Annotated in this window: 26 protein-coding genes; 10 read left to right on the forward strand and 16 right to left on the reverse strand. The window is 69.1% G+C overall.

The features are described from left to right. Nucleotides 1-189: 189 nt before the first annotated feature. Entirely contained in the window at nt 190-954 is a 765-nt protein-coding gene (locus ASC77_RS15060) for a crotonase/enoyl-CoA hydratase family protein (protein WP_056154577.1), read from the reverse strand. 101 nt (nt 955-1,055) lie between these two features. Next, the gene (gene npdG / locus ASC77_RS15065; RefSeq protein ID WP_056154579.1) at nt 1,056-1,733 is read right to left on the reverse strand and encodes an NADPH-dependent F420 reductase; all 678 of its coding nucleotides are present in this window, start codon (nt 1,731-1,733) and stop codon (nt 1,056-1,058) included. Nucleotides 1,734-1,809: 76 nt separating this feature from the next. Between npdG and ASC77_RS15070 the strand changes: the two genes are divergently transcribed. The 3 genes from ASC77_RS15070 to ASC77_RS15080 all read left to right on the forward strand — a co-directional run bounded on the left by ASC77_RS15070 (nt 1,810) and on the right by ASC77_RS15080 (nt 5,329). Continuing rightward, nucleotides 1,810-3,858: an MDR family MFS transporter gene (locus ASC77_RS15070; protein WP_056154583.1), complete on the forward strand. Its 2,049-nt coding sequence runs from the start codon at nt 1,810-1,812 to the stop codon at nt 3,856-3,858. Between the two features lie 245 nt (nt 3,859-4,103). Then, on the forward strand, nt 4,104-4,304 hold the full coding sequence (locus tag ASC77_RS15075; RefSeq protein ID WP_056154587.1) for a hypothetical protein: 201 nt from the start codon (nt 4,104-4,106) through the stop codon (nt 4,302-4,304). After that, a complete protein-coding gene (locus ASC77_RS15080; RefSeq protein ID WP_056154590.1) occupies nt 4,301-5,329 on the forward strand; it encodes a hypothetical protein in 1,029 nt (342 codons plus the stop codon). Before ASC77_RS15075 ends, ASC77_RS15080 begins: the two co-directional genes overlap by 4 nt. A 22-nt stretch (nt 5,330-5,351) precedes the next feature. Here ASC77_RS15080 and mftF read toward each other — a convergent pair whose 3' ends face one another. The 7 genes from mftF to mftA form a co-directional block, all read right to left on the reverse strand. Next, on the reverse strand, nt 5,352-6,737 hold the full coding sequence (mftF, locus tag ASC77_RS15085) for a mycofactocin biosynthesis glycosyltransferase MftF (RefSeq protein WP_056154593.1): 1,386 nt from the start codon (nt 6,735-6,737) through the stop codon (nt 5,352-5,354). Then, a complete protein-coding gene (locus ASC77_RS15090; protein ID WP_056154597.1) occupies nt 6,734-7,468 on the reverse strand; it encodes a mycofactocin-coupled SDR family oxidoreductase in 735 nt (244 codons plus the stop codon). The genes mftF and ASC77_RS15090 overlap by 4 nt, the downstream gene beginning before the upstream one ends. Continuing rightward, a complete protein-coding gene (mftE, locus tag ASC77_RS15095; protein WP_056154599.1) occupies nt 7,465-8,097 on the reverse strand; it encodes a mycofactocin biosynthesis peptidyl-dipeptidase MftE in 633 nt (210 codons plus the stop codon). Before mftE ends, ASC77_RS15090 begins: the two co-directional genes overlap by 4 nt. 100 nt (nt 8,098-8,197) lie before the next feature. Further along, a complete protein-coding gene (gene mftD / locus ASC77_RS15100) occupies nt 8,198-9,406 on the reverse strand; it encodes a pre-mycofactocin synthase MftD (protein ID WP_056154602.1) in 1,209 nt (402 codons plus the stop codon). Then, nucleotides 9,403-10,584, reverse strand: coding sequence for a mycofactocin radical SAM maturase (mftC, locus tag ASC77_RS15105; protein WP_056154605.1), 1,182 nt, complete (start codon nt 10,582-10,584; stop codon nt 9,403-9,405). The genes mftD and mftC overlap by 4 nt, the downstream gene beginning before the upstream one ends. Beyond that, nucleotides 10,581-10,856: a mycofactocin biosynthesis chaperone MftB gene (gene mftB / locus ASC77_RS15110; protein ID WP_056154608.1), complete on the reverse strand. Its 276-nt coding sequence runs from the start codon at nt 10,854-10,856 to the stop codon at nt 10,581-10,583. The genes mftC and mftB overlap by 4 nt, the downstream gene beginning before the upstream one ends. Before the next feature lies 1 nt (nt 10,857). Beyond that, nucleotides 10,858-10,965, reverse strand: a complete 108-nt coding sequence (gene mftA / locus ASC77_RS15115; RefSeq protein ID WP_056154611.1) for a mycofactocin precursor MftA — start codon at nt 10,963-10,965, stop codon at nt 10,858-10,860. A 49-nt stretch (nt 10,966-11,014) separates the two neighbouring features. Here mftA and mftR point away from each other — a divergent pair, with 49 nt between their 5' ends. Continuing rightward, nucleotides 11,015-11,608: a mycofactocin system transcriptional regulator gene (gene mftR, locus ASC77_RS15120; protein WP_056154614.1), complete on the forward strand. Its 594-nt coding sequence runs from the start codon at nt 11,015-11,017 to the stop codon at nt 11,606-11,608. Here mftR and ASC77_RS15125 read toward each other — a convergent pair. The 3 genes from ASC77_RS15125 to ASC77_RS15135 all read right to left on the reverse strand — a co-directional run bounded on the left by ASC77_RS15125 (nt 11,601) and on the right by ASC77_RS15135 (nt 14,087). Then, on the reverse strand, nt 11,601-12,761 hold the full coding sequence (locus tag ASC77_RS15125; RefSeq protein WP_056154616.1) for a flavin reductase: 1,161 nt from the start codon (nt 12,759-12,761) through the stop codon (nt 11,601-11,603). The genes mftR and ASC77_RS15125 overlap by 8 nt on opposite strands. Nucleotides 12,762-12,843: 82 nt before the next feature. Continuing rightward, a complete protein-coding gene (locus ASC77_RS15130) occupies nt 12,844-13,449 on the reverse strand; it encodes a TetR/AcrR family transcriptional regulator (RefSeq protein WP_056154621.1) in 606 nt (201 codons plus the stop codon). Then, nucleotides 13,446-14,087, reverse strand: a complete 642-nt coding sequence (locus tag ASC77_RS15135; protein ID WP_056154624.1) for a TetR/AcrR family transcriptional regulator — start codon at nt 14,085-14,087, stop codon at nt 13,446-13,448. Before ASC77_RS15135 ends, ASC77_RS15130 begins: the two co-directional genes overlap by 4 nt. 228 nt (nt 14,088-14,315) lie before the next feature. Between ASC77_RS15135 and ASC77_RS15140 the strand changes: the two genes are divergently transcribed. Genes ASC77_RS15140 through ASC77_RS15155 form a run of 4 tightly spaced genes read left to right on the forward strand, consistent with a single transcriptional unit; the run spans nt 14,316 to nt 19,044 of the window. After that, complete coding sequence (locus tag ASC77_RS15140) at nt 14,316-15,629, forward strand: ABC transporter substrate-binding protein (RefSeq protein WP_056154627.1); 1,314 nt, start codon at nt 14,316-14,318, stop codon at nt 15,627-15,629. Nucleotides 15,630-15,687: 58 nt separating this feature from the next. Then, the gene (locus tag ASC77_RS15145) at nt 15,688-16,620 is read left to right on the forward strand and encodes a branched-chain amino acid ABC transporter permease (RefSeq protein WP_056154630.1); all 933 of its coding nucleotides are present in this window, start codon (nt 15,688-15,690) and stop codon (nt 16,618-16,620) included. Between the two features lie 2 nt (nt 16,621-16,622). Next, nucleotides 16,623-18,320 carry an ABC transporter permease subunit gene (locus tag ASC77_RS15150; protein WP_056154632.1) on the forward strand — a complete coding sequence of 566 codons (1,698 nt, stop codon included), beginning with the start codon at nt 16,623-16,625 and terminating at the stop codon, nt 18,318-18,320. Continuing rightward, complete coding sequence (locus ASC77_RS15155) at nt 18,310-19,044, forward strand: ABC transporter ATP-binding protein (protein WP_156391118.1); 735 nt, start codon at nt 18,310-18,312, stop codon at nt 19,042-19,044. The genes ASC77_RS15150 and ASC77_RS15155 overlap by 11 nt, the downstream gene beginning before the upstream one ends. 75 nt (nt 19,045-19,119) lie before the next feature. On the opposite strand, the gene ASC77_RS26710 is transcribed toward ASC77_RS15155, so the two are convergent. Further along, complete coding sequence (locus ASC77_RS26710; RefSeq protein WP_156391119.1) at nt 19,120-19,650, reverse strand: hypothetical protein; 531 nt, start codon at nt 19,648-19,650, stop codon at nt 19,120-19,122. Between the two features lie 218 nt (nt 19,651-19,868). Here ASC77_RS26710 and ASC77_RS15160 point away from each other — a divergent pair, with 218 nt between their 5' ends. After that, nucleotides 19,869-20,741, forward strand: a complete 873-nt coding sequence (locus ASC77_RS15160; RefSeq protein ID WP_156391120.1) for a hypothetical protein — start codon at nt 19,869-19,871, stop codon at nt 20,739-20,741. A 106-nt stretch (nt 20,742-20,847) separates the two neighbouring features. Here ASC77_RS15160 and ASC77_RS27255 read toward each other — a convergent pair whose 3' ends face one another. Continuing rightward, nucleotides 20,848-21,678, reverse strand: a complete 831-nt coding sequence (locus ASC77_RS27255) for a hypothetical protein (protein ID WP_200945005.1) — start codon at nt 21,676-21,678, stop codon at nt 20,848-20,850. Nucleotides 21,679-21,837: 159 nt separating this feature from the next. After that, complete coding sequence (locus tag ASC77_RS15165; protein WP_056154638.1) at nt 21,838-22,926, reverse strand: hypothetical protein; 1,089 nt, start codon at nt 22,924-22,926, stop codon at nt 21,838-21,840. A gap of 258 nt (nt 22,927-23,184) precedes the next feature. On the opposite strand from ASC77_RS15165, the gene ASC77_RS15170 reads away from it, so the two are divergent. Continuing rightward, nucleotides 23,185-24,738 (forward strand): CBS domain-containing protein, encoded by a 1,554-nt coding sequence (locus tag ASC77_RS15170; RefSeq protein WP_056154639.1) that lies wholly within the window; start codon nt 23,185-23,187, stop codon nt 24,736-24,738. Between the two features lie 178 nt (nt 24,739-24,916). On the opposite strand, the gene ASC77_RS15175 is transcribed toward ASC77_RS15170, so the two are convergent. Then, entirely contained in the window at nt 24,917-26,065 is a 1,149-nt protein-coding gene (locus ASC77_RS15175) for a hypothetical protein (protein ID WP_056154643.1), read from the reverse strand. Nucleotides 26,066-26,184 lie beyond the last annotated feature (119 nt).

Genomic DNA, 26,184 nt, shown 5'->3' on the forward strand with positions numbered 1-26,184 from the left:
CCACTCTCGTGGGCACACGACGACCGTCGTCGGGCTGACTTGGGGATCGTTGGTCGGCGGCGTCACGCCTGCCGACCGGGCAATCCTACGTCGCTTTCGGACCAGAAACGACCAAAAGTAAGCACCGTCAGGGTGACGTCACCCACAGATCGTCCCGAATATTCATCTGCGGGCAGGAAATAGTTCGGCCTAGCGACCCTTCCACACAGGAGGTCGCTTCTCCGCGAACGCCGTCGCACCTTCCGTCGCGTCCTCCGACACGAAGACCGGCATCATCACCTCGCCCTGCCGGGCCCACATCTCGTCGGCGGACCAGTCGGCGGAGGAGCGGGCGATCTGCTTGGTCACGGCGACCGCGAGCGGGCCGTTGGCCGCGACGGCGGCGGCCAGCTCGAGGGCGCCGTCGAGCGCGCCACCCTCGGCGGTGACCCGGTTGACCAGCCCGAGCTCGGCGGCCCGGCCGGCCGTGATCGGGTCCCCGGTCAGCAGCATCTCCATCGCGATGGTCTGCGGGATCCGCCGCGGCAGCAGCATCGCCGCACCGGCGCCCGCGACCAGCGCGCGCTTGACCTCCGGTACGCCGAACCTCGCGCTCTCGGCGGCGACGACCAGGTCGCACGCCAGGAGCAGCTCGAACCCGCCCGCGACGGCCCAGCCCTCGACCGCGCCGATCAGCGGCTTGCGGGGCGGCCGCTCGGTGATGCCACCGAGCCCGCGCCCCTCGATGCTCGGCACCTCGCCGCGCAGGAACGCCTTGAGGTCCATGCCCGCGCTGAACGTCTCGCCGGCGCCCGTCAGCACCCCGACCCAGAGGTCGTCGCTGGCGTCGAGCTCGTCGACGGCCGCGGCGATCCCCGCCGCGACGGCGCCATTGATCGCGTTCTTCGCCTCGGGCCGGTTGATCGTGATGACCTGGACGCCGTCACGCCGTTCGACCAGTACCTCGTCGGCCATGGGTGGTGCTCCCCTCAGAGTCGTCCGGATAGTCCCTGACGTTTTCGCCCCGATCCTGTCGGACGAGGGGCCGAATCGTCAGGGACTACCCCGCCGCGCGGTCAGACGTCCGTGACCCGGATGCCGGCGTGCGCCTTGTAGCGGCGGTTGACGGAGATCAGGTTGGCGGTGAGGGCCTCGACCTGGTGGGCGTTGCGGAGGCGACCGCCGTACACGCCGCGGACGCCGGGGATCGTGGTGCAGAGGTCCTGGACCAGGTCGGTGGCCTCGCGGACGTCGCCGAGGACGAGGACGTCGGTGTCGACGGAGGCGACCTCGGGGTCCTCGAGGAGTACGGCGGAGACGTTGTGGAAGGCACCCACGACGGTCGAGTCGGCGAGGATCCCCTGCGCCTGCTGGGCGGCCGAGCCCTCCTCGACGGGCAGCGCGTACGCGCCCTGCTTGTCGAAGCCGAGCGGGTTCACGCAGTCGACGACGACCTTGCCGGCCAGCTCGGACCGCAGCGACTCGAGGAGCTCGCCGTGCCCGTCCCACGGTACGGCGACCACGACGATGTCGCCGGCCGCAGCGGCGCCTGCGTTGTCCGCGCCAGTGACGGTGCCGCCGACGGCCTCGGCCAGCGTGGCCGCCGCCTCCTCGGCGCGGTCCGCGCTGCGGCTCCCGATCACCACGGGCACTCCGGCCGCGGCGAAGCGGCGGGCCAGGCCGCGGCCCTGGGGTCCGGTGCCGCCCAGCACCGCGACGGTCTTGCCGGTCAGAGATTCAGGCAGGTTGCTCATGCCGACACTCTGTCAGCCTGGCGACCAGCCGAGGGGGTGAGGCAAGGTGGTGCACCTCACACCCCTCGGAGGTTCGATGAGCGCGACCGCCACGGCACCCGTGGACCCGGCACCCGCAGGCCCGATCACCCTCGAGGGGCGAGCCAGGATCCTGGCCTTCTCGACCATCGGCCTCGGCATGCTGCTGGCGGCCCTCGACGGCACCATCGTCTCCACCGCGCTGCCGACGATCGTCGGCGACCTCGGCGGCGGCAACCACGTCTCGTGGGTGGTGACGTCGTACCTGCTGGCCCAGACGGCCGTCACCGTCGTCGTCGGCAAGGTCGGCGACCAGTTCGGCCGCAAGCAGGTCTTCCAGGTCAGCGTCACCGTCTTCATCATCGGCTCGATGCTCTGCGGTCTCGCGCAGGGGATGGCCTGGCTGATCGCGTCGCGCGCCCTGCAGGGGATCGGGGCCGGCGGCCTGACGGTGACCGCGACCGCGCTGATCGCCGACATCATCCCGCTGCGCGAGCGCGGCAAGTTCCAGGGCGCGCTGGGCGCCGTCTTCGGCGTCGCGACCGTGATCGGCCCGCTGCTCGGCGGCCTGCTGACGGACCACGCCAGCTGGCGCTGGTGCTTCTACATCAACGTGCCACTCGCTGCGATCGTCATCGTGGCGACGCAGGTCTGGATCCCGAAGGTCCCGCCGGGCGGCAAGCCGCGCATCGACTACCTCGGCATGGCGACGGTCGCGGTCGGCGCCTCGATGCTCGTCCTCGCGACCAGCTTCGGCGGGACGACGTACGACTGGGGCTCCTGGCAGATCATCGGCCTCCTGGTCGGCGGCGTCGCGGTGCTCGGCCTCTTCGTGCTCGTCGAGCTGCGCGCCGCCGAGCCGATCCTCCCGATGCGCCTCTTCCGGTCCAAGGTCTTCGCCGACTGCTGCGCCCTCAGCTTCATCGTCGGCTTCACGATGCTCGGGGCGATGACGTTCCTGCCGACGTTCTTCCAGTACGTCGAGGGCGTCACCGCGACCCAGTCCGGCTTCCGGATGCTGCCGATGGTCCTCGGCCTGCTGATCACCGCGACCACCAGCGGCAACATCGTCAGCAAGACCGGCCGCTACAAGGTCTTCCCGGTGGCCGGGGGCCTGGTGATGGCGTTCGGACTCTTCCTGCTCTCGACCATGGACCCGTCGACGTCGACCTGGGTCTCGGCGCTCTACCTCTTCGTGTTCGGCGCCGGCATCGGCCTGTCGATGCAGGTGCTGACGATCATCGTGCAGAGCTCCGTGGCCTACTCCGACCTCGGCGTCGGCACGTCCGGGGTCACCTTCTTCCGCACCATGGGCAGCGCGTTCGGCGCCGCGATCTTCGGCTCGCTCTACGGCAACTTCCTCGGCGACCGGCTGCCGGCCGCCATCGCGGCGAGCCCGGACGTGAGCCCGGCCGACCTGGCCACCCCGAGCGCCCTGCACCTGCTCGACGACGCGGTGATCGCGCCCATCGTCAACGCCTACTCGGAGTCGCTGACCCAGGTCTTCCTGTACGCCGTACCGGTTGCCCTCATCGCCTTCGTGCTCGCCCTGCTGCTGCCGCAGGTGCAGCTCGGCAACAGCACCGCACCGTCGGCCAGCGACCTCGGCGGCGGCTTCGGCGCGCCCGAGTCGCTGACCAACGACGAGGTGCTCGGCCGCAAGATCGCCAACCTGCTCTACGGCCAGCGCCGCGACCTCGTGCTCGACCTGCTGAGCGACGAGACCGACGGCATGGACGCCGCGCGCATCTGGGCCCTCGTCCAGGTGCACGGCCTGACGGTCGCGGACCGCACGGCCGACGTCACCCAGATCGCGCACGCCCGGGCGCTCCCGGCCGCGATCCTCGAGCCGGTCTTCGCCGACCTGATCGTGGACGGGTATGCCGAAGGCTCGCTGCACGACCTGGGCCTGACCCCGGCCGGGCACGCCGCGATCGCAGCACTCCGGGTGAAGCTGCGCGACTGGATCATCGAGCACCTCGACGGCGTCGAGCCCGACCCGGAGGCGGTGTCCGCGGCGATCACCCGCGTCGTACGCCGGCTCGTCATCGAGCAGGCGGACAGCAAGCCGAGGCTGCCGACGCTGCTGCCGGCGGGCGACGGCTGACCGACGCGTCTCGCTGTGCTGCTTCGAGAGTAGGTGCCGCGAACGGATCGCAGCATGTCCGGATGGCAGTCTCAGGACGTCATACGAATCGAGGTAGAGGACACACCATCCGTATGACGTCCCGGGCCGATCGCGCGCCGCCCGCCCATCAGCAGATCCGTGCCCTGATCGGCGCCATGGGAGTGCGCCTGACGCGTCTCCTGATTCGCAGGAAGCGCGCCCGAGATCGTGGGTAAGGTTCGCCCGTGAGTCGACTGCGTCGCGTCGCCATCTGTGTCGGCAGCGCCCATTGGGTGCGCGTCGCGACCAGCGTCATGGTGGAGGACGTCGCATCGACGACAGCGACCTCCTGGTACGACGACCCGCTCGCCGGCCCGCACCTGCGGATCCACGACTCAGTCGCCGATAGGCACTTCGGGCCCACGCTCTTCCGCGGAGTCGCATGACCTCGATCCGGGCGGTCCTGGTGCTGCTGCTCGTGGCGATCGCGGCTGGTGGGTGCGGGCACCTGCCGGACCTCGGAGTGCCGGCGGAGTCGGAGGCCGCGGCTCATCATCTGCAGCAGCAGCTGGCCGAGATCGACGGCGTCGCCGACGCAGAGGTGAAGGTCTGGCACGAGCAGGACGGCGTCGACCCGTCGACTGCCGTCCTGACCGTGAGCAGTGGCGCGAGCAGGGCCACGTTCGCGGCTGTGATCGAGGCCGTGCCCGGTCTCGTGGCGGACTCCGGGGTCACGGAGTTCTATGGGGCGAGCATCTTCCTCGAGGAGGGCGCCCGGGTCGAGCTGGGATTCACCGAGAAGGACGGGACCATGGTGCCCACCCGGCCCATCGCCCCTGCCGCCATGTCCCGTGTGCTGTTCCGCCTGGTCGGCGTCGTCGACGACCGTGCGTCGATCTCGCTCGAGCCGCCCCTCGAGTCCTCGGTCACCTTCGAGGGAGGAGCCGAGGACGAGCTGTCTCCGTTCCTCCACGAGGTACTCGATGATCCGGTGCTCTCCGATACGGACCTCACCTGGCACGTGAGCGTCCTCGCACGGGACGAGGCCGACGGGTTGGCGCATGCGACCCGGGAAGTAGGCGCCGAGCCGGGCCGACTGGCTGCCGCGCTGCGCGGCTACGACGGCATCGTCGCCTCCTACCAAGCAGCGCCGCCCGAGGTCGCCTCGTTCATCGTCCAGGCAAGTGCCGTGGGCCGTCGCGGAGTCAGCCTGCGCACCCAGATGGTCTTCGAGCCGGATGTCTCGGACGAGAACCTCACGCCCGCCGCCTGGGGTGAGCGTCTCGAGCCCGTGCTGACCGCACAGTCCGCCACGGCCGACGCGCTCGGCCACGGCAGCTCGCTCGAGGTGATCAGGCAGGAGGACACCCACTCGATGCGGCCGTTCTTCACCCACCCCCGCCGATACGGCTCACCTGGAGTGTTCACGGCGACGATGGACGACTGGGTGCGGTTCATGGCCCGCAGGTGAGCACACCCCGTGGGAGCTGCTCCTAGCGACTCCGGCGGCCGGTGATCCGGGGCACCAGCACCCGCGCGGACCGCGCGCGTACGGCGCCCCACCACAGCCCCGCGCCGTACGCCAGGTCGTCGAGGCGCCGCGCGGCGAACGCCTCGGGCGCCTGCCTCGGTGGGACCTCGCGGTGGTCGAGCAGGTCCCAGACCATCGCGGCCAGGACGGCCCGCCGAGCTCGTCGGGAGACCACCGCGGCAGCCGCTGCACCCGGCCACCAGTGCCGCAGCAGCAGGTGGGAGCCCTGCCGGAGGGTCGACACCGCCACCTCAGCGGTGAGCTCGGTCGCGAGCCGGCCGCGGTCCGGTGTGTCCGGAAGGGTGCGGCCGAGGCGGAGCCGGACCAGCGCCATGGCGCCGATCGCGCACGGGACCGACCACCGGCGCTGCCCCAGCAGCGCAAGTGCGCCGATCGCGGGCACCGGCGAGAGCACCGCCGGCGCCATCCAGTCCCCGTGCCGTTGCGCCAGCCAGGCGCCGCCGGTGCCGTAGAACGCCTTGCGCCCGAGCCAGGTCGACCAGGTGCCGCGGCTGTCGTGACCCGCGACGTACGCCGGGTCGTAGCGGACGTGCCGGCCCGCCTGGATCAGCCGCCACACCAGGTCGACGTCCTCGGCGACCCGTCGGCCCTCGTCGAACGCGCCAGCCTCCAGGTCCGCGACCCGAACGACGAGGCAGGCACTGGGCAGCCAGCCCACCTTCGACCACGGCCGCACCAGCGCGGGCACCTCACCGAGGTCGAGCGACAGGCCGTCGACGTCCCAGCGTTCGAAGCGTCGCGGGCGGTCACTGCGTGCGACCCCCTGCACCCGCGGACCGACCGCCGCGACCTGCGGGTCCGCGAAGTGGGCCGCCAGCCCGCGCAGCGCCGCAGCCCCGATCACGACGTCGGAGTCGACGAACGCGACGTACGGCGTCCGCACCTCGGCGAGCCCCGCGTTGCGGGCGCCTGCAGGCCCGACGTTGTCGGTCAGGGCGAGCAGTCGGGCGCCGTGCCGGGTCGCGACCTCCGCGACCGCTGCCGGGTCACGGGACGCGTCGTCGACCACGACGACCGGGAGCCCGACCAGTCCGGACAGCAGCCGGTCGAGCCGGTCGGCGCGGTCGCGGATCGGGACCACGACGGTCAGCTCCGCCTCGGTCGGCTCGTCGAGCACGGGGGCCGCGAGGTTGGCGGCGAGCAGCCGCTCCGCGACGACACCCGTCGTACGGTCGGCCACCTCGAGCACGTCACCGCGTCCCAGTGCGGGCGCGGGCTCGCGAAGCCGCAGCACGCGCAGCGGGGAGCCGCCGACCAGCGTCCGACCGCCGTCGTGGATCCGGACGTCCGCGCCGACCCGCACCCGGAAGCCCGAGGGCAGAGTCATGGCCGGAAGCCGCCGTCGGCGTGCACGACGCCGCCGTTCAGGACGGCCCCGTCCACCGAGCAGCAGAACGCGATGGTCGCGGCCACCTCGTCAGGGTCGAGGACACGGCGCAGCAGCTGGTTGTCGGCGAAGGCGACGGGGTCGGAGATGCCGTAGAGGTCCGCGGTCGCGTCCAGCATGGGGGTGTTGGTCGACCCCGGTGAGACGGCGACCGCGGTGACGCCGGTGGCGACCAGGTCGGCCGCGAGGCCCTTCACCAGGCCGACCACCGCGTGCTTGGCCGCGTTGTAGCCGGCCAGGTGGAAGAGCCCGTACGTCGCCGCCGCGGACGCGACCGCCACGAACCGGCAGCCGCGCGGATCCGGCCCGGCGAGCATGGCCGGGACGGCGACGGCAGCGGTGTGCCACACGCCGCGGACGTCCACGTCCCACAGCTCGTCGAGCTCCGACTCGGGCGTCTCCCAGAGCGGCAGGCCACCCCGGATGACGGCAGCGGCCGCAACCGCCACGTCGAGCCGGCCCCACCGGGCGATGGCGAAGTCCACCGCGCCCTTGAGCACCGAGCGGTCCCGGACGTCGCCCACGACGTGGGCGACGACGTCGGACTCGGTCGCCTCCTCGAGGTCGACGCCGACGACGGCGTACCCCTGCGCCACCAGCCGGCTCACCGTCGCGGACCCGATGCCGCCGGCCGCTCCGGTCACGAGGGCGACCCTGCTCACCTCGGTCACGACAGCCGCCTCACGACGTCCTCGACCATTGCCTTCAGCACCCGGGCGCCCTCCTCGGCGGACGCGCCGGCGGGGTCGCCCAGCACCCCGTTGGCCGACACCGCGGCGATGCCGCCGGACATCATGGCGGGGAGGATCTCCCTCAACGGCTGGGTGTTCCCGGCCTCGGCGAGGTCGAGGCGCACCGACTCGGGCCGCAGGTGCAGCATCAGCGAGGTCTCGGTGAAGCCGGCGTGGAGATCAACGTCTTCGGTCGCGCAGGGCACCCACTCGATCTCGTCCGAGGCGTTCAGGGCGGTGACGTTGCCGCCGTGCGCGTTGACGAGCACGACCCGATCCGCCCAGGTGCGCAGCGAGCGCACCAGCTCGACGACCACGTGCGTCAGCGCCTCGGTGCCGACCGACGCGGTGCCGGCGAACGACTGGTGCTCGCCGCTGGACCCGTAGGAGATCGGCGGCGCCACCCACGTCCCCGGCAAGGCCGCCGCCACACCCTCCGCGACGGCGATGGCGATCGTGGTGTCGGTGTCGAGCGGCAGGTGCGGCCCGTGCTGCTCGATGGAGCCGACGGGCACCAGCACCAGAGCGGCACCGACGGTCTCCGGCGACGTGGCGTCGGCGAGCTTCATGACCGGTGGCTCCCGGGCAGCGGTGAGTGAGCAACCGAAACGAGTCTCGGAGCAGGCTGGAACGGTTGCCTGCTCACCGCTCCCGTGCCGCTCGCGCCGTTCATGACCGGTGGAAGCCGTCCGGGATGAGCAGCAGGCCGGGCTCGAGCTCGTCGATGGAGGAGACGCCCAGTCCGAGCAGGGCGGAGTCGATGCCGCCGTGCAGGATGTCGAGCACGTTCTCCACGCCCGCCTGGCCGTTGGCGGCGAGACCCCAGAGGTACGCGCGGCCGATGAGCACCGCTCGGGCTCCCAGGGCGAGCGCCTTCACGACGTCCGACCCACGGCGTACGCCGCCGTCCATCAGCACCTCGACCTGGCCGCCGACGGCGGTCGAGATCGGGTAGAGCAGCCGGATCGCGGCGGGAGTGCCGTCGAGGTTGTTGCCGCCGTGGTTGGAGACCGAGATCGCGGAGACGCCGGCGTCCACCGCGCGCTTCGCATCGTCGACGCGCCCGACGCCCTTGAGCACGAACGGCGTGCCGCTGAGCTCGGCCCACGTCGACCGCATCCACGCCACGTCGGCCCACGACGGCGGCGGGGTGGTCATCCACTCGTAGTAGGCACCGAAGAACGTCGGCGCACTGCCACCCGGAGGCGCCAGGTTGGGTGCCGTCAGGTCGGGGATCTGTCCGGTCCGCCCGAACTGGTAGAGCCAGCGCGGCTTCGTGGCGACCTTGGGCGCCATCCGCACCATCGTCTTGAGGTCGACCTTCTCAGGGATCTCGGGCGAGCCCCAGTCACGGCCCATCGAGAACGACCAGTCCAGCGTGGCGATCAGACCGATCGCGCCTGCCGCGTGGGCGCGCTGCATGCGCTGCACCATCACGTCGCGGTCGCCGGTCCAGTACATCTGAAAGAACGTGCGCGGGCAGGCCTCGACGACCTCCTCGACCGACTTCGACGCGAAGTTCGAGAGTCCCATCAGGGTGCCGCGGGCGTTGGCCGCGCGAGCCACCGCGACCTCACCCTCCGGGTGCACCGCCTGTACGCCGGTCGGGCTGATCAGCACCGGCAGCGAGACCTCCTGGCCCAGCACCGTCCGGGTCATCGACCGCTCGGCCTGCTGCCCCGCGACGTGCGGGAGCACGCCGAGCTCCATGAACGCGGCCTGGTTGTCCGACACGGTCTGGCCGCGCTCCGAGCCCGCGACCAGCGCGGCGTACACCGGCTCCGGCAGCCGCTTCTGCGCACGCCGCTGGGCAACCGCGACCGACTCGAACCACGGGTTCTGCTTCCAGGGGTTCTGCGCCCACTCCGGCTTGCTCACGGGACGAACCCCGCGAGCGGGCTCTCCGCACAGTCCGACACGGGCGGTCGGGTCATCAGCTTGAGCATCACCGGCTGGTTGCGGGTCGGGTTGGCCTTGGAGTGGTCCTGGCTGGCGGCGGGCACGGACCGTGCACCTGCCAGCGCCATCTCGCCGTACCCCTGCACGCACTCGGGGTCCGGCCCGTCGAGCGGCAGGCCGGTGAAGAACTTCGCGGCCATGCAGCCACCGCGGCACGAGTCGTAGAAGTCGCACTTCGCGCACGCGCCCCCGGTCTGCGGCGAGCGCAGGTCCTGGAAGAGCGGCGAGGTCTGCCAGACCTCCTGGAAGCCGCCGTCGCGCAGCAGGTTGCCGGCCAGGAAGTTGTCGTGGATCGCGAACGGGCAGGCGTAGACGTCGCCGATCGGGTCGATCAGGCAGACCACGCGACCGGCGCCGCAGAGGTTGAGCCCCGGCAGCGCCTCGCCGAACGCCGCGAGGTGGAAGAACGAGTCGCCCGTGAGGACGTTGTCCCCCGACGCCATCAGCCAGTCGTAGAGCACCTTCTGCTGCTCGGGCAGCGGGTGCAGCTCGTCCCAGACATCCGCGCCGCGGCCCGACGGACGCAGCCGGGTGAGCCGCAGCGTCGCGCCGTACTCGTCGGCGAGCGCCTTGAACTCGTCGAGCTGCCCGATGTTCTGCCGGGTGCACACGACGCTGATCTTGGCGTCGGTGAAGCCGGCGTCCTTGAGGTTCTGCAGCGCGGTGATCGCAGTGTCGAAGGACCCGGGGCCGCGCACGTAGTCGTTGACCTCGGCGGTCGCGCCGTCCAGCGAGATCTGCACGTCGACGTACCCACCACAGGCCGGCGAGGCCAGGTACGCCGCGCGCTCCGGCGTTAGGCGGACGCCGTTGGTGGAGAACTTCACGCCGACCTGGTGGTTGACGGCGTACTCCAGCAGGTGCCAGAAGTCGGGACGGATCGTGGGCTCGCCGCCGCCGATGTTCACGTAGAACACCTGCATCCGCTGGAGCTCGTCGATGACCGCCTCGGCCTGCGCGGTGGTGAGCTCGCGCGGGTCGCGGCGTCCCGACGACGACAGGCAGTGCGCACACTCCAGGTTGCAGGCGTAGGTGAGCTCCCACGTCAGGCAGATCGGTGCGTCCAGACCGAGCTCGAAGTGCTCGATGAGCTTCATGCGGCGACCTCCTGGCGGGCGCGGATCATGTCGGAGGCCGCGAGGCCCTCGAGGGCGGCGAGGTACGACGGCCAGCCGGCCTCGGGTACGCCGGCCGCCACCAGCGCCGCCCGTACGTCGTCCGCCTCACCGAGGGCGCGGACGACGGCGACGAGCTCGGGACGCTTGAGGAAGATCAGCTTCCGGTTGCCGAAGTGGTAGGCCAGCGCCCCGAACGGCTCCGGGCGCAGCGCCACCGACGGCGCGAGCGCCCACTGCTCGTCGAGGTGCATGTCAGTAGACGCCGCACATGCCGTCGATCGACACCTCTTCGATCAGGTCCTCGCTGGTCAGCGGGGCAGTCACCTCGGTGTCGACGGTGGTCTCGGGCTCGGTGTTCATGGCGGGCTCCTTCCGGAAACGAGTGATGCCCGCCACAATAAGTGCACTCATGGCAGAAATGGAACAGGTTCCACGTCCGGGACGTCCCGAGGCGACCTCGCACGCCGCGATCGAGGCCGCGGCCTTCCGCCTGTTCGCCGAGCGCGGCTTCGACGCGACCACCCTCGACGCGATCGCCGGCGCGGTCGGGGTCAGCCGGCGCACGCTCTTCCGCTACTTCGAGTCGAAGAACGACATCCCGTGGGGCCAGTTCGACCGCACGCTCGACGGCTTCCGCGCGATCCTCGCCGCGATCCCGGAGACCGTCGCGCTCGCCGACGCAGTGCAGCAGGGCGTGCTGACCTTCAACGAGTTCGACGACGACGCCGACCCGCCGCACCGCGAGCGGATGCGCCTCATCCTCGAGACGCCGACCCTCCAGGCGCACTCCGTGCTGCGGTACGCCGAGTGGCGGGAGGTGATCGCCGAGTACGTCGCGTCCCGCACCGGCCTGCAGCCAGCCGACACCCTGCCCCGCACCATCGGCAGCGTCTCGCTCGCGCTCGCCATCTCGGCGTACGAGGGCTGGCTGGCCGACCCCGGCAGCGACCTCGCCACCCTGCTCGACGCCACGATGACGAGCCTGCGCGACTACCTCAGCTGACGGCGAGCTCCAGGGCGTCCGCCCGGGGCGGCACGCCGCCGATGCCGGCGGTCGCGGCGGCCGCGGCGGCGAGGAGCGCGTCGACGCGGAGGGCGACCTGGTCCGGCCCGACCTCGCCGGGCGGGCCCCACAGCGTGAGGGTGAACGCGACCCGGCCGTCGGCGTCGAAGACCGGCGCGCTGAGGAAGCGCAGCTCGACCGGCCCGTCGTGCGAGGCGGGGTTGTAGTCGCTGACGGAGCTCGCGATCGCCTCCAGGAGCTCCTCGCGCGAGACGCCGGCGTCGCCCTGGTGGAAGCGGGTGGAGAGCTCCTCGAGCTGGGCGCCCGTGCCGTGGCCGAGCGCGACCGAGTAGCCGCGCTGCCGCACCAGTGCCGGCACGTGCTGCACGCCCTCCTGCAGCCACGCGTTGCGCACCCGGTCGTCACCCCAGGCGGCGAAGCAGCTGCCCAGGGGCGGGATGAACGGCAGCCGCTGGCCGACCCGGGTCGGCGCCACCGCCAGCCGCGTACGGCCGGCCGCGGCAGCGAGCACGAGCTCGTCGCGGACCAGCGCGATCGCGGTGACCTCGGTGTCGAAGCGGGCCGCGAGCGCCTCCATCTGCGGGCGCGCGAGGTCGACGAGCCGCAGGTGCTCGAGGAGGTCGGCCGTCCCGGCGGAGGCCAGCGACAGCGGCGCGAACGAGCCGTACCCACCGCGGAAGAAGAGCAGCGGCTCCTCGGCCCCGACGAGGTCCAGGTGCTGCACCCGCCCGACGACGATGTGGTGGTCGCCGGCCCCGTGGATCTGCTCGGTCGTGCAGTCGATGTAGGCGACCGCGCCGTCGATGATCGGGTTGCCCTGGGGCGACGTACGCCAGCCGATGCCGTCGAACTTGTCGGTCTTGCGGACGGCGATCGCGCGGCAGACGTCCTCCTGGTGGGCGCCGAGCACGTTCACGCAGAAGCGGTCGCCCGACTCGCGCAGCGCCCGCCACGAGCTCGAGGACTGGTCGGGCAGGAAGGCCACGAGCGGCGGGTCCAGCGACACCGAGGTGAACGACCCGACGGTCATCCCGAGCGGGCGACCCTCCGCGTCGAGCGCCGTCACCACCACGACACCGGTGGGGTACTGCCCCAGCACCTGACGGAAGTGGGCGGGCTCGGGGATGCTCATGGTCGACTGCCTCTCTGTAACGATCACTACAGAGAGGACTGTGACACAGCACACCGCGACCCGCAAGGGGGTACGGCGCGGCTCAGGCGGCGGCGATCGCCGACTCGACGATGGACGCGAGGATGTCGACGAACTCGTCAGGGCTCTCGACGTCGTGGATCTGGTGGGCGAGGAAGAGGCCGTCGGTGCCGGCGATGACGATGCGGGCAAGCTGGCGCGGCAGCTCGGGGGCGCGCTTCACCTTGCGCGCGCCGATCGCCTTGGTGAACCACCCGGCGATGTCGTCCTCGACCGCGATGCGCATCTCCAGGAAGATCGCCCGCGCCGCGGGCTCGACCTCCCGGCCCTCGAGGGTCAGCATCATCCCGATCCGGATGAAGTCAGGCGCGGCCGCGAGGCTCAGCACCGACCGACCCAGGACGGCACGCAGGCCCTCGCCGACCGAGACGCCCTTCGGCAGCGGGTCCCAGGTCGGCTGCTCCGCGAGCCAGGTCTCGAAGCTCGCCCGGACGACCTCGGCCAGCAGGTCGTCCTTGTCCTTGAAGAACCAGTAGACCGAGCTGACCGGCAGGCCGGAGCGCTTCACGACCTTGGAGATCGTGGTGCCTTCGTACCCGCTCTCGGCAGCGATCTGGGCCGCCGCCTCCAGGATCCGCCGTTTCGAGTCGGCGACCTCGGCCTCGGTCATCGGCTCGTCACCGCACCCTCGACGTACGCCGCCATGCCGTCGGCCATCAGCTCCACCATCGTCTCGACGTCCCAGCGCTCGTCGGCCCGACGGCCGATGAAGAAGCCGTCCATGAGGGCCAGGTGCACCCGCGCCAGGCGGTCGGGCAAGGTCTCGTCGCTCTCGCGCAGCGCGACCGGGAGCACCGACGCCCACCAGTGCGCGATCGCCGACGCCGTCTCGCCGCGCACCTCGACGTAGCGCCGGCGCGCGGCCGGCTCCTTGGTACGCCGCTCGAGCGCGAGCATCAGGCCGAGCCGCCAGAACTCGGGGGAGGTCAGCAGCGCCCGGCTCGCCGCGCGCAGCCGACGACGCACCTCGGCGCGCAGGTCGTCGACCCCGGCCTCGTCGACGTCCTCCCAGGTCGGCGACGACGCGCGCCACTGGCGGTAGGAGAACTCGAGCGTCTCGGCGAGCAGCTCGTCCTTGTTCTTGAAGTGCCAGTAGACCGAGCTCGCCGGCAGCCCGGTGCGCTCGGTGACCAGACCCATCGTGGTGCCCTCGTAGCCGCGCTCGGAGGCGATCTCCAGGGTGGTCGCGAGGATCTTGTGTCGCGACTCGTCTCCCTGGCGGTGGCGCCGGTCGGTCTTGCGGGGCATGGGCTCAGCCTCTCCCACCGGGCGCGGACCCGGGTATCGGACACATCGGGCGGACAAGAAAATCCCGAACCTCTTGTGGCGGCCGACACATCGGGGTTACGGTGCGCGTCAACCCTATCTGTAGTGATCACTACAGGAAAGTCCTATTCCCCGTAGTGATCGATACGGGCCTCGGGACTGGGTTCCGGTTGTCGAGCACCGCACCGCGGTGAGATGGAGTCAGTGCAGATGAAGGTCCAACCCCGCACCCGGCGCACCCGCCGGTACGCCGCTCTCGCGGCCGCCCTCGCCCTGACGCTGAGCGTCGCGGCCTGCGGTGACGACGAGCCGAAGGTCAGCGCTGCGGACACGCAGGCCCAGGCCGACGACCTGGTCAGCCTCCTGAAGATCAAGGACGGCACCGACCTCGGTGGCGACCTGACCTGGAAGATGGGCGCCGCGCTCACGCTCTCCGGACCCTCGGCGGTCAACGGCGAGTCGATGCAGAACGCGATCGACCTCGCGGTCGACCAGGTCAAGGCCGCGGGCGGCCCGACCATCGAGGTCGACACCAAGGACATCAAGGGACCCGACCCGGTCGCGTCCAAGCAGGCCGCGGAGGAGCTCGCCGCCGCCGGCGCACCCGCCAAGATCACCTCGATGGGCGACGGCCTCGGCGCCATGCTCGAGAACACCGACAAGGACAAGATCCTCAGCCTCGACGGCGTCGGCGGCGCCCAGGTCTTCACCCAGGGCGTGCAGTACTTCTACGGCACCCGCGAGGTGGCGCCGTCCGACGCCATGCCGGGCGCGCTTGAGTGGCTGAAGCAGAGTGACCCCGACGCGAAGACGGTCGGGCTCGTCGGCGTCGACCTGGGTCCCTTCAACGACCCGATCAAGGCCGACATCACCTCCAAGATCGCCGCGGCCGGCCTGGAGTTCAACGGCCTGTGGGAGACCGTCGCGCCGACCTCGCAGGACTACGCCAGCGTGATCAGCAAGATCAAGGACAACCAGCCCGACATGCTGATCGTCGCGTTCGGCGGGGCCGCGCCCGGTGCGTTCGTCGCGCAGGCGAAGGCGGCCGGTCTCGACTCGCAGCTGATGGGCATCGAGTTCACCGACGAGGCGGTCAAGGCCTCGAAGGGCGTGCTCGACACCGAGGGCTTCCACTTCGCGATGGACTACTTCGACGCGGAGCACCCCTCCAACGCACTGGCCGACCTCTTCGTGAACTCCTACGAGAAGGCGTACGGCGAGAAGCCCGACTTCTACGCGGCCAACGCCTACGAGGAGGTCCTGATGTTCTGGGACCTGATCCGGCGCGTGATCGCCGACGGCGGTGACCCCGACGACAGCTCGGCGCTGAAGGCCGCGCTGGACGCCAACCCGGTCTTCGCCTCCGTCTACGGCGGCGACAGCTCCGGGCCCGGCACGCTCGAGATCGACCCGAAGACCCACGGCGTCGCCAGCCGCAACATGGGCGTCTACGAGTACAAGGGCGGGTCCGTCTCGACCCTGGCCACGTTCAACATCGGCGCCGCCGACTTCCAGATGCAGTGACCGTCCGGGGGAGCGCGCCGCTGGTGCGCTCCCCCGGGCCTCCTATCCCGAGGAACAGATGGACTCCCTGATCAGCGCCGACTTCTGGCAGCTCACCGTCAACGGGCTGGTGCGCGGCTCGTTCTACGCCGCCCTCGGCGCCGGGCTCGCCCTCGTCCTCGGCGTCACCCACCGCTTCCACTTCGCCTACGCGCTGACCTACACGTTCGCGCCGTACGCCGCCTTCCTGGCCATGGACCGGCAGGGCATCCCCTTCTGGCCGGCCGCCCTGGTCGGCCTCGCGGGCGCCGTCGTCCTCAGCGTCCTCATCGAGCTGCTCGTCTACCGGCCGGTCGCCGCGCGCGCCGGCGACCGCGCGATGCTCGCCGTACTCGTCACCTCGATCGGCGTCAGCACCGCCGGCATCGCCGCGCTGCAGCTGATCGCCGGCAGCACCGGTCTCCCCTTCTACGGGCCGACCATGACCATCCACGAGTGGGGCCCGGTCCAGCTCTCGAACTTCGAGCTCTACGAGGTGCTCACCTGCGTCGGCCTGGTCGTGGCGATCGCGGCGTTCCTCGCCTTCACGCCGCTCGGCCGCCAGGTCAAGGCGGTGCGCAGCAACCCAGGCCTGGCAGGCCTCCTGGGCATCGGCGTCACCCGGGTCAGCGTCACCGTCTTCGCCATCGCCGGGCTGGTGTCCGGCGCCTGCGCGCTCTGGTACGGGCTGCTCTACACGGTCGAGCCGGTGATGGGCGACAAGGTCGTCATCTACGGCTTCGTGGTCGCGTTCCTCGCGGGCACCCGCACCAGCCCGCTGCGGGCGCTGCCGGTCGGCCTCGGCGTCGGCCTGCTCGAGCAGTGGTCGTCGATGTGGGTCTCCGTGCAGTGGACCCAGACCGCGGTCTTCACCGTGCTCGTCGTCTACCTGGTGGTGCTGTCCGGCCGCGGCCGCTGGCGCCGATCCGTCGTCCCCCGCCCGGCGCCCCGCGCGCGACTCAAGAAGGCCTGACCATGTGGATCAACTACCTCGTCCAGGCGCTGCTGCTCGCCTCGCTCGCCCTGTCGGTCAACCTGCTGGTCGGGTACGCCGGGCAGGTCTCGGTCGCCCACGCCGCCTTCGCCGGCATCGGCGGCTACACCGTGGGCTACCTGACGACGGCGCGTGACTGGCCGTTCGTCGCGACCCTGGTCGCGGCCGCCGTGATCGCCGCGCTGGTCGGCGTCGTCATCGGCCTGATCGCGCTCGGCCTCGCCGAGGAGTTCCTGATCCTGATGACGCTGGCGTTCTCGCTGGCGGTGATCGGGATCTTCGCGACCTTCGACGCCCTGGGCGGCGTCATGGGCATCACGAACATCTCGGGCCTCTCGATCCTCGGCCTGTCCCTCGAGACGCCGCGCGACTGGCTCGCGCCGGCCGCCGTCACCCTGGTGCTGGTCTTCGCGGTCTGCTGGCGGATCGGCGAGTCGCCGTACGGCCGCGTCCTGAAGGGGATCCGCGAGGACACCGAGGCGACCCGGTCGCTCGGCAAGAACACGTTCGCCTACAAGATCGCCATCTTCGCGATCACCGCCGGGATGGCCGGCTGGGTGGGCGCGCTCTACTCCGGCTGGCTGGGGCTCGCGACGCCGACGGCGTTCGGCTTCCAGCTCGCGATGGCCGTCTTCGCGATGGTGATCGTCGGCGGCTCGGCCAACCTGGTCGGCTCCGTCGTCGCCGCGATCGCGCTGACGATGATCGAGCCGGTGCTGCGCCAGGTCGTCGGCCTGCAGAGCTCGGAGGCCGCACTGTGGCAGCTGGTCATCTACGGCGGCCTGCTCGTGCTCATGATGATCGTCCGCCCGCAGGGGCTCTTCGCCGAGCGCTTCCGCCACGTCGCCCCGCCGACCGGCGAGCGCGTGCAGGTGCTCGGCGAGCGGACCGCCCCGGTGGTCCGCGACCTCGACGCCCACCCGGTGGTGCTGAAGGCGGAGGGGCTGGGCAAGCGGTTCGGCGGCATCGTGGCCGCCAAGGACCTCGGCCTCGAGCTGCGCCGCGGCACCATCACCGCGCTGGTCGGTCCGAACGGCGCCGGCAAGACGACCGCGTTCAACCTGCTCACCGGCGCGGTCGTGCCCGACAGCGGCAGCGTGCTGCTCGACGGCGAGGAGCTGGTCGGTCGCCGACCCGACGAGATCGTCCGGGCCGGGCTGGTGCGGACCTACCAGGACGTCCGGCTGCTCAGCCGGCTCAGCTGCCTGGAGAACGTGATGCTGGCGGTCCCCGACCAGCACGGCGAGCACCTCGGCCGCCTGTTCGTGCCGGGCCGGGCGGTGTCGCGCGCCGACCACGCCGTCGCCGAGCAGGCGATGGAGTGGCTGGGCTTCGTCGGCATGGCCGACCACGCCGGCGTACCGGCCGACGCGCTGTCCTACGGCCAGAGCAAGCTGGTCTCGCTGTCCCGCGCGCTCGCCACCCGGGCGCCGGTGTTGCTGCTCGACGAGCCGGCCTCGGGCGTCGACAGCACCTGGGTCGAGACGATGCTGACGATGGTCGACGCGGTGCGCGCCGAGGGCCGCACGGTCTGCCTGGTGGAGCACAACCTCGACGTGGTGCGCGAGCTCGCCGACCACACCTACTTCATGGAGCTCGGCGAGATCACCGCGTCGGGCACGATCGCCGAGCTGACCAGCTCGGCCCGGCTGACGGAGGCGTACTTCGGTGCCCAGTGACGTTGCTGCTCTCCCCACCGCTCCCCTGCTCCGGGTGCGCGACCTGCACGCGGCGTACGGCCCCAAGCAGGTCCTGCACGGCGTCGACCTCGAGGTCGGCGCGGGCGAGATCGTCGCCCTGATGGGCCACAACGGGGCCGGCAAGACCACCACCATCCGCACCGTCCTCGGCGCGCTGCGCGCCCGGTCCGGGTCGGTCGAGCTAGACGGCCGGGCGGTCACCACCGATCCCGTACGCCGCATCGTCCGCTCCGGCGTCGCACTGATCCCCTCGGAGCGCTTCGTCTTCCCCGACCTCTCGATCCGCGACAACCTCCTCCTCGGCGCCGCCAACGCCCCCCGCGGCGCCGACTCCGCGGCCCGCCTCCAGGAGGTCGAGACCCTCTTCCCCCTCCTGGGCGAGCGCGCCACCCAGCACGCCGGCCTGCTCTCCGGCGGCCAGCAGCGGATGGTCAGCCTCGGCATCGCCCTGATGGCCCAACCCCGCCTGCTCCTGCTCGACGAGCCCTCCCTCGGCCTCGCGCCCTCCATCGTCGAGACGATCTTCGGCCGACTGCGCTCCCTCGCGGACACCGAGGGTCTCGGCATCCTGCTGCTCGAGCAGAACGTCAAGCAGGCCCTCCAGGTCGCCGACCGCGCCTACGTCATGCGGTCCGGCCGGGTCATCCTCGAGGAGTCGGCCGAGAAGATGCGGCTCCGCCCGGACTACTGGGACCTCTTCTAGGCGGCTGGCTCGCGGCCTTCCGCCGCGACTAGCTCCAATCCGAGTGCCGGGGTTGCTGTGAACGCCCACAAACCGTCATGAACGACCAGGTCTGGCGATGCGACCTCCCTGGGTATAGAGCGCGCGCCGCAGTCCGCTCGTTGCGACGAACCACGAGCGTCCCGCAGAAATGCTCCATCGGGCAGAGATGTGCTGGCTGTACTGCCCTGTCCCAGAACGGAAGATCCCGTGACAATCGGAGCCCCGGTGGTCTCCGCGCGCCATGCAGGTCGATAGCCACTCGTGGCCGGCCAAGTGCTCGCGATGGGGTGCGGCGCCGGCTCGAATAGCCTCGTGCCATACCTCCCATGTTCGCCATGAGATTGATCCCAGGCGCATGACCTCGAACTCGTCCTCGCAAAGCCGCAGGTACCGCTGCCGCTCCACCGGTCCCGCATGCGTCCCTGGCTGCTGAAGTGCGTCATCGCCGATCGCCCAATACCGCTTGATGAACTCGTGCTCGAAGGTTGCCCTCGCCTGCCTGCGGGAGAGGAGAAGTTGGACAACGGCCGCCAGAACACCAACCGCCGTGGCCGCTGCTGCGATCTCCGAGAGCACGTTGAGCATCGTCGCACGCTCAATGTGCTCAACTTCGGCGCTTTCAGCATCTTGCGCCCTCGGCGAGGCGGTGCGACGCGACGGACCGAAGATCGTCGCACCGGAATCGCAGCATGATCGGCGTCTTACCGCCGCCTTGCGGGAACGCAGCTCTTGGAGCCGGAACTCTAAGGACTGCGAACGTCGACGAGCCATCCGTTCCTGCCGACACTTGGCATGCTTCTTCTGTGGCCGACGACTACCGACCGGGCTATCCCCATGATCTTCGCGATCCGAGGTTGATGGCGCGCGAAGCGACCGGGCCCTACGGCGACTTTGAGGGCCGGGCTGCCCGAGTCGTCGCGCGGGCAACCGGGCTCATCACGACCATTCAGGATGACAACCGCTCGGCGCGTACACCCGACCTGAGGATTGAGGATGCCGATTCCATTGTGGGGATTGGCGAGATTGTCACGACAACCGACGGCTTACGGGCGGACCAGCTGCGGGCGTTTGCAGCTGGCAAGCTTCAGTTCGACTCGGAGGAACTTCGCGCCACTTGGTGGGTTACAGTCACGCCCCGCGCGAGGCGTGAAGATCTGGAGACGGTTCTCGTCCGAGCACTCAGGCGCCTCGAGGAGCGCGGCGACCACGTCCACGTGAATCGCGGAGTGGTCAACCCTCCGTCGTTTCCGGAGACCATCGCGCTCGAGTCGATCGGACTGACCGAGCTCCATTGCGATCCAACCCCTCGCGACGGACCAGGAAGGATCTACGGCCTGCCAGAAGGTATCGGAGGCCCCGCAGCAATCGACTGGGACGGATGCGCGGCGTGGATTGACGAGTTCCTTCACTCGGATCTCTGTCTCAGGAAACTCGAGAAGTTGACGGGCGCTCATGCCCCTCAAGGTCACCTCTACGTCGGAGTCACCGGGAACGACCCATGGCCGGTGCACCAAGCGCTCGACGACCGAGTAATCCAAGTCCCCCTGCCGCCACCCGACCTCCCTACCGGGTTGACTCACCTCTGGCTCGACAACGCCGAGTTCCCGAGCCGAGTCATCGCCTGGTGGCCGGACCGAGGTTGGTTCGACGTTCGCACTCGCTGGATGACCGAATAGGGCGACAGCAGCACCCAGGCGAACCAGATTTCGCGAGGGGGCACACTTCCGGATCGGTTGGGGTCTGCGCGTTTCGGAAGGCGCGTCTTAGCGCCGCCTGTCGCTGTCAAGGGCGGTGCAGTTCGCCTGTCTGATCGACCCACCACAGCTCGATGCCTGCTGCCGCAAGCGACCCGAGAGTCTCGGAGTGCAGGTCCCGGTAGCGCGGGAAGTTCGGAAGGGCGATCACGCTGCGCCAGGCTGGCTCCTTTCCGCGTAGTCGCATCGCAGCAAGAACGGCCTGTGAGTACCAATGGGCCGCTTGCGTGCTCGGACTGGTGCGCTTCTGCTCTCCGGCGCGGGCAGGGTCCGCGTATGTCCGGCTCGGAAAGCCTTTGACCTCGACACCAGCCGTCTCTCCATCCTTGGAGGCAATCACGTCGATGCCATGCTCTTTGGTCGCTGTATTGGCCACGGACAAGATGTGCCAGCCGTCGGCCGCCAGAGCGGTCACCAACAAGGCTTGCACGTTGGCTTCTGTGTGCCACTCAACTGTCGAGAGCGCCGGCGTCAGCGACGCGTCGTCGATAGGGGCCTCGTTGGATGCGACGCCGACCTCGTCCGCGTCAGAACCGCGAACGACCCGAGGAGGCAGTTGGCTTACCGCTTCCTGGCCAGTCGGACCTGAGCGCCAACTCTTAAGTTCGTCGGCAGTGGCTACCCGGAAGAGTCCGCGATCGATCCGTGTGAGAAACGGCTGCTTCTTCGAGAACTGTGACCGGTCACCAACGTTCCAACATGCTCCACGGATATGTGTTCGCACGGTTCGATCGTTGGCTTGCGAGGGCGCATGCCGTCGGAACCACGACAACACCTCTTGAGACGTGAAGGGGCCCGACTGCGTGGCGGCATACTCCCTCAGTCGGTCCCAAACCGTCAGCGACTCATCACTGCTCATGCGCCGAGACTTCCACAGGTCGGCGACGTCGAGGAGCCCGTTCCGACGGCCCGGCTCTTTCGGGCCCAATCGATCTCTGCTTCGATCTTCCTGGTCGCCCGACGCCGGATCGTGCGCCACAACAGACGTTCCAGTGCCAGACACGTGCCTGGCACTGCACTAGATCTGCGGCCTCGTCCGCACCTCGTCGATCACGCGCAGGAATGCCTCTCGCACTGGCTCCTGATCGAGCACGTCTGTGACCGGGATGCTTGGGTATTTGTTCAGGGCGTCGTTGGTGACATGAGCGACGTACGGCGCGATCGCGGGAATATCACGCAGCCCGTCGAGCATCTGCGAAGCGGTGGAGGGACCGAGGCCTGTCGCTCCGAACAGACCACCAACGCTGGCAGCGACGGTCGCGCCGTTTGGTCGAAGGTAGATCTGGAAGAGGCTGACCTTTGCCGGGCCGACCTGGTAGTACCAGGACATGCCCGGCGTTTGCCCTACGCCCCACCAGGGGTAGAGGCCACTCTCCTCGCCATGAGCCATCAGATCGGTCACGGCCGCCTTCGCGGGCACATCGAGTTCCGCGATGGCCGCGGCAAAAGACTCGGCGCTCCATTTGTGCCCATTTGTCGAGCTAGGCGAGCGTTTGGCGCTCGCGAGCGCTTCCCCGTAAAGCCTGGGCACCAGGATCTCCGTGCTGCCCTCCTTTAGATATTGCAGTTCCAGCGCAAGCACCGACACCTCCTGTCGGGTCATGACATTGAGCCACTCAATGATTCGCTTCAACTCACCAGTGATCTCGTCAACAACGATCACGAGAGTGAACTCCCCAGTGCGCAAGCTGGTCTCGATGCCGGTGCGAACCTGATCCGACTCAGTGGCACCAGTCTTCTCGGCGACATGGTCGAGCAAGGGACGGCCGGCACGAGCAGACCATGTAGCCGCAAATGCCTCGTAGTCCATCTGCCAGAGCCCACCTGCGTAGGCCAGAACCTGACCGACCACTTCCCTCCTGATCTCAGGATTGGCCCGCAGCTTGCATTCAACGACTGTCACGCCACCGTCAGCACCCACCCCGACGATGTCGACGGATCCAACCTCCGGAATCCAGAACTCGTCGACAGTCGCGAGATCCTTCCCGGTCAGCAGGTCCGGCGAGTCGGCGACGAGCTGTTGCAGTGCGGCTTCGTTTTCGTACGACGTCACCTCGGGCTCCCGCCACTTCGAGTCGTCACCGCGAACCAAGATCGGCGTGCCCATCCGGTATCCCCCACTAGTGAGTAGCCAATGCGACGACAGATGCGCCGCAGCCCCGATACTCGCCCTAGTACCACCCGCCTCGCAACGGTGGTCGCGTACCGCTCCGGCCACCGATCACGTCATCTGAACTGAGCGCTTGAACCAGGGCCCGATGACGCGTCACTCCGCCGCGTAACGGCAGCCGCGCCGTGTCGCGGCGCTACCGGCGCGTAGATCCTGGACCCGACTCGGCCTGATGCGGCTACCGTTTGTCGCCGGATGCTGCGAATCAAGGGAGACTCCGTGCCGCGTGCCTGGATGGTCCGAGCCGGACGGAATGGTGAGCGAGAGGTCACCGCCATCGTCGAGTCGCGCGCGATCGCCGGGTGGAGCGAGTTGCCCGACATCACGGATTGTCGCTCCCGCGGGCAGGTGAAGGAGGCGATTCGCGCTGCTTACGGGAGCCAGATTTCGGGAGCCGTACTAGGCAACTGGTCGGGGCAGCTGTGGCGATTTCGTGACGTGATGCAGGTTGGCGATCTCGTCGTCATGCCACTTAAGAAGACTGCCGATTCGATCGCAATCGGTATCGTCGACGGTCCCTACTTCTTCGCCGCCGACCAACCGGAGGGCATGAGGCACTCGCGTCCCGTTCGTTGGGTACGCCCCGAGGTGAGCAAGAGCGAACTCGGGTCAGATCTTCTTGCTTCTCTTGGGTCGCTTCTCACGATCTGTGAACTATCGCGCCGCAACGCGGCTGCGAGGTTGGCTGAAGTTTCAGAGGGTCGCGCCGACCCGGGGTGGATCACACAGGAGTCTGACCCGCTGCCCACGAGCCTGAACGATCTGGTGGAAGCCGTCCCACGCGTGATGACGATCCGGGAGCTCCTCAACTATTGGAACTTTCGCCGGCGGACGGCGCGCATCGTGGAGGAGGTTACGGACGACCTCGCTGAACTAGGTCTGCTCGCAGTGCCCTCCATCGCGGAGGGATGGATCGACGGGCACGTGGAGATTGTCGCGATGCCCGGTCAGTCCGATGAAGCCTCCGAGTCTTCGACCGTCCCAAGTGCAGCTGTGAACGCGGCAGAGGCCAGCGCCGAGGCAGTCAAGAGCGGGTCCGTCAGCTACTCCGTTAGCACCATGGACACCGCGCGCTGCGATGTTATGACCGTAAGGCTGGACGACTCTCTGTCGGTGACAGTCACCAAGATGGCTCTGCAGGACTTCTCCCAAGTCGCAGTCGTCGATGCTCAAGGTCGGCTCATTGGCGCAGCTACGTGGGAGTCGATAGCGCTCGCTTGGATGTCGGGCGAACCCGCCTTGGTACGCGACGCAATGCGGTCGGCGCCGTCGGCATCTCCCGAAGACGAACTGCTGCGCCAGGCTGAGGTGATCTATCAGCATGGCTTCGTCTTCGTGCGCGACCCGGGCGGCGTCGTTCAGGGCATCATCACAAGTGCGGATCTGAGCCGTCGCTTCGGGGACGATCATCGCCCAATCGTTCTGCTGGACGAGATCGAGCGTCGATTGGGCAACAGGATTAATAGTCGCTGCAGCGTCGACGAGATGAAGGCGGCAGGCGTCGCGATAAAGAGTTACGGTGCGACGTTCGGTAACTACGTGACAGCGCTGGGGAAGAGGCCTCTTTGGGACAAACTCGAATGGGGTGGACTCGGCCAAGTTGAGGTTCACGCGCAAATGGAGCGGGTCCGACTTATCCGCAATCAACTCATGCACTTCTCGCCCGACCCGATCACCAGCGAAGAGATCGATCTCCTGGAGAAGACGGCCCGGGTCCTTCGGTTGGTGACGTCCGACGCGGAGCTCTGAATACTCGGGGACGACAGCGGGTCTGCGTCATGCCGCCGCTGATGGACGTCGCCAAAGCGCACCCCTCATGCCGATCGGTACGAGTCGCGAACTGGGGCGCGCCAGCGCGAGGCTCCGACGGCTGTCTCCGGACGTCGCATCCTAGACCTCAAGAGTCTTCGGCCGCCTTTGTCGGACCCTATTCGTGCGGCTCTTCCAGAGTGTGGCCAAACGGTCCCGCCCACGCCGCGAACGTCCCCAACAACGCGACGATCTGCTCTTCGAGCATTTGGTCAGCGACGAGCCAGTTCGTTCCGTCCAGGAGGAGTTCCGGAATGCCGAGAATCGGATCGCGCCAGTCCAAAGCGGTTGGATCGACTGAGCCGAGCCCGTAGTGCACCAGGACGTTTCTTAGTGCGCGCGCTCCGTTTGTCCTAATCGGCTCAAACACTTCGCTGGAGAGAAGAGCCTCGAGCTCCTCGCGCATGGGGTCCGTCAGCGTGACGTCGCCGCTTGGTGCCAAAATTGCTCTTAGCGTCTCCACCATCTGCCAGACCCCGGCGAACCTGAACTTGAACGTTGCCGGGGCGAGTGAGTCCGAAACAGGGACCATCTCGCGAATCAACTTCAATGCAACTACATCACTCTGGAGGATCGCCAGCGCGATCGCTTCCCCCAACGGGACCGTCGGGAACATTGCGGCGTAGAGGTTCTCGTACCGTGCGTCCATGGAGACGACGACCTGAGAACACCAACCTCGGAAATAGTCGTCATCACTCCAATCCCCGCCTTCGGCGGCGGCGAGTCCGCTGAGGTAAGCCGCGAGTTCGCCGGCGCGCTCCGCTGTCTGCGCCTGATCAGATCGTGGATCGAGGCCAGCGTGAAAACTGATCGAGTGCGATGTACACAGGACCTGCTCGCCGTAGAACACCACAGAGGTGTCGTTGACCAGAAAGCCAAGCTCAGAGTGCCCACGGAAGAGCCATGGAACACGGTTGTTCTCCAGATACCAGGTCCGGTCGTGGGCCGCGCCATCGACGAACTCGGCAAGAAGTTTGAGTTGCGACTTCTTTGTGTCATTGAAGAGCTTGGTGCTGTGCCGCGACGCAGCGAGCGCTAGGTCGTGCGCCCAAGGTTCTGCAGTTTCCGTTGCTGTCACGACGCGCCGCGAGAAGTTGCGCACCTCGTAGGCGACGAGGGACAGATATTGAAGATGGGATAGCGCTAGCCAGGAGATCGTGTCATCCCGGTGCTGGTTCGCTACGACCGCATTCAGCACGGCCATTGAGAACCTGAGGTCCGACTCGATCAGACGGCGCGACCCTTCATCGCTCAGCGATGACGACACAACCGATTCTCCTCTCGCAGCCCCCCGTCGGATTCTTCGACTCAGGCACGATGGCGGCATCCCGGAGGTGGCTCGTTGGCGCATGAACACTCATAACCCCGCAGGGTCGACGATGCGAT

The sequence above is a fragment of the Nocardioides sp. Root1257 genome (assembly GCF_001425175.1).
Taxonomy (GTDB): Bacteria; Actinomycetota; Actinomycetes; order Propionibacteriales; family Nocardioidaceae; genus Nocardioides.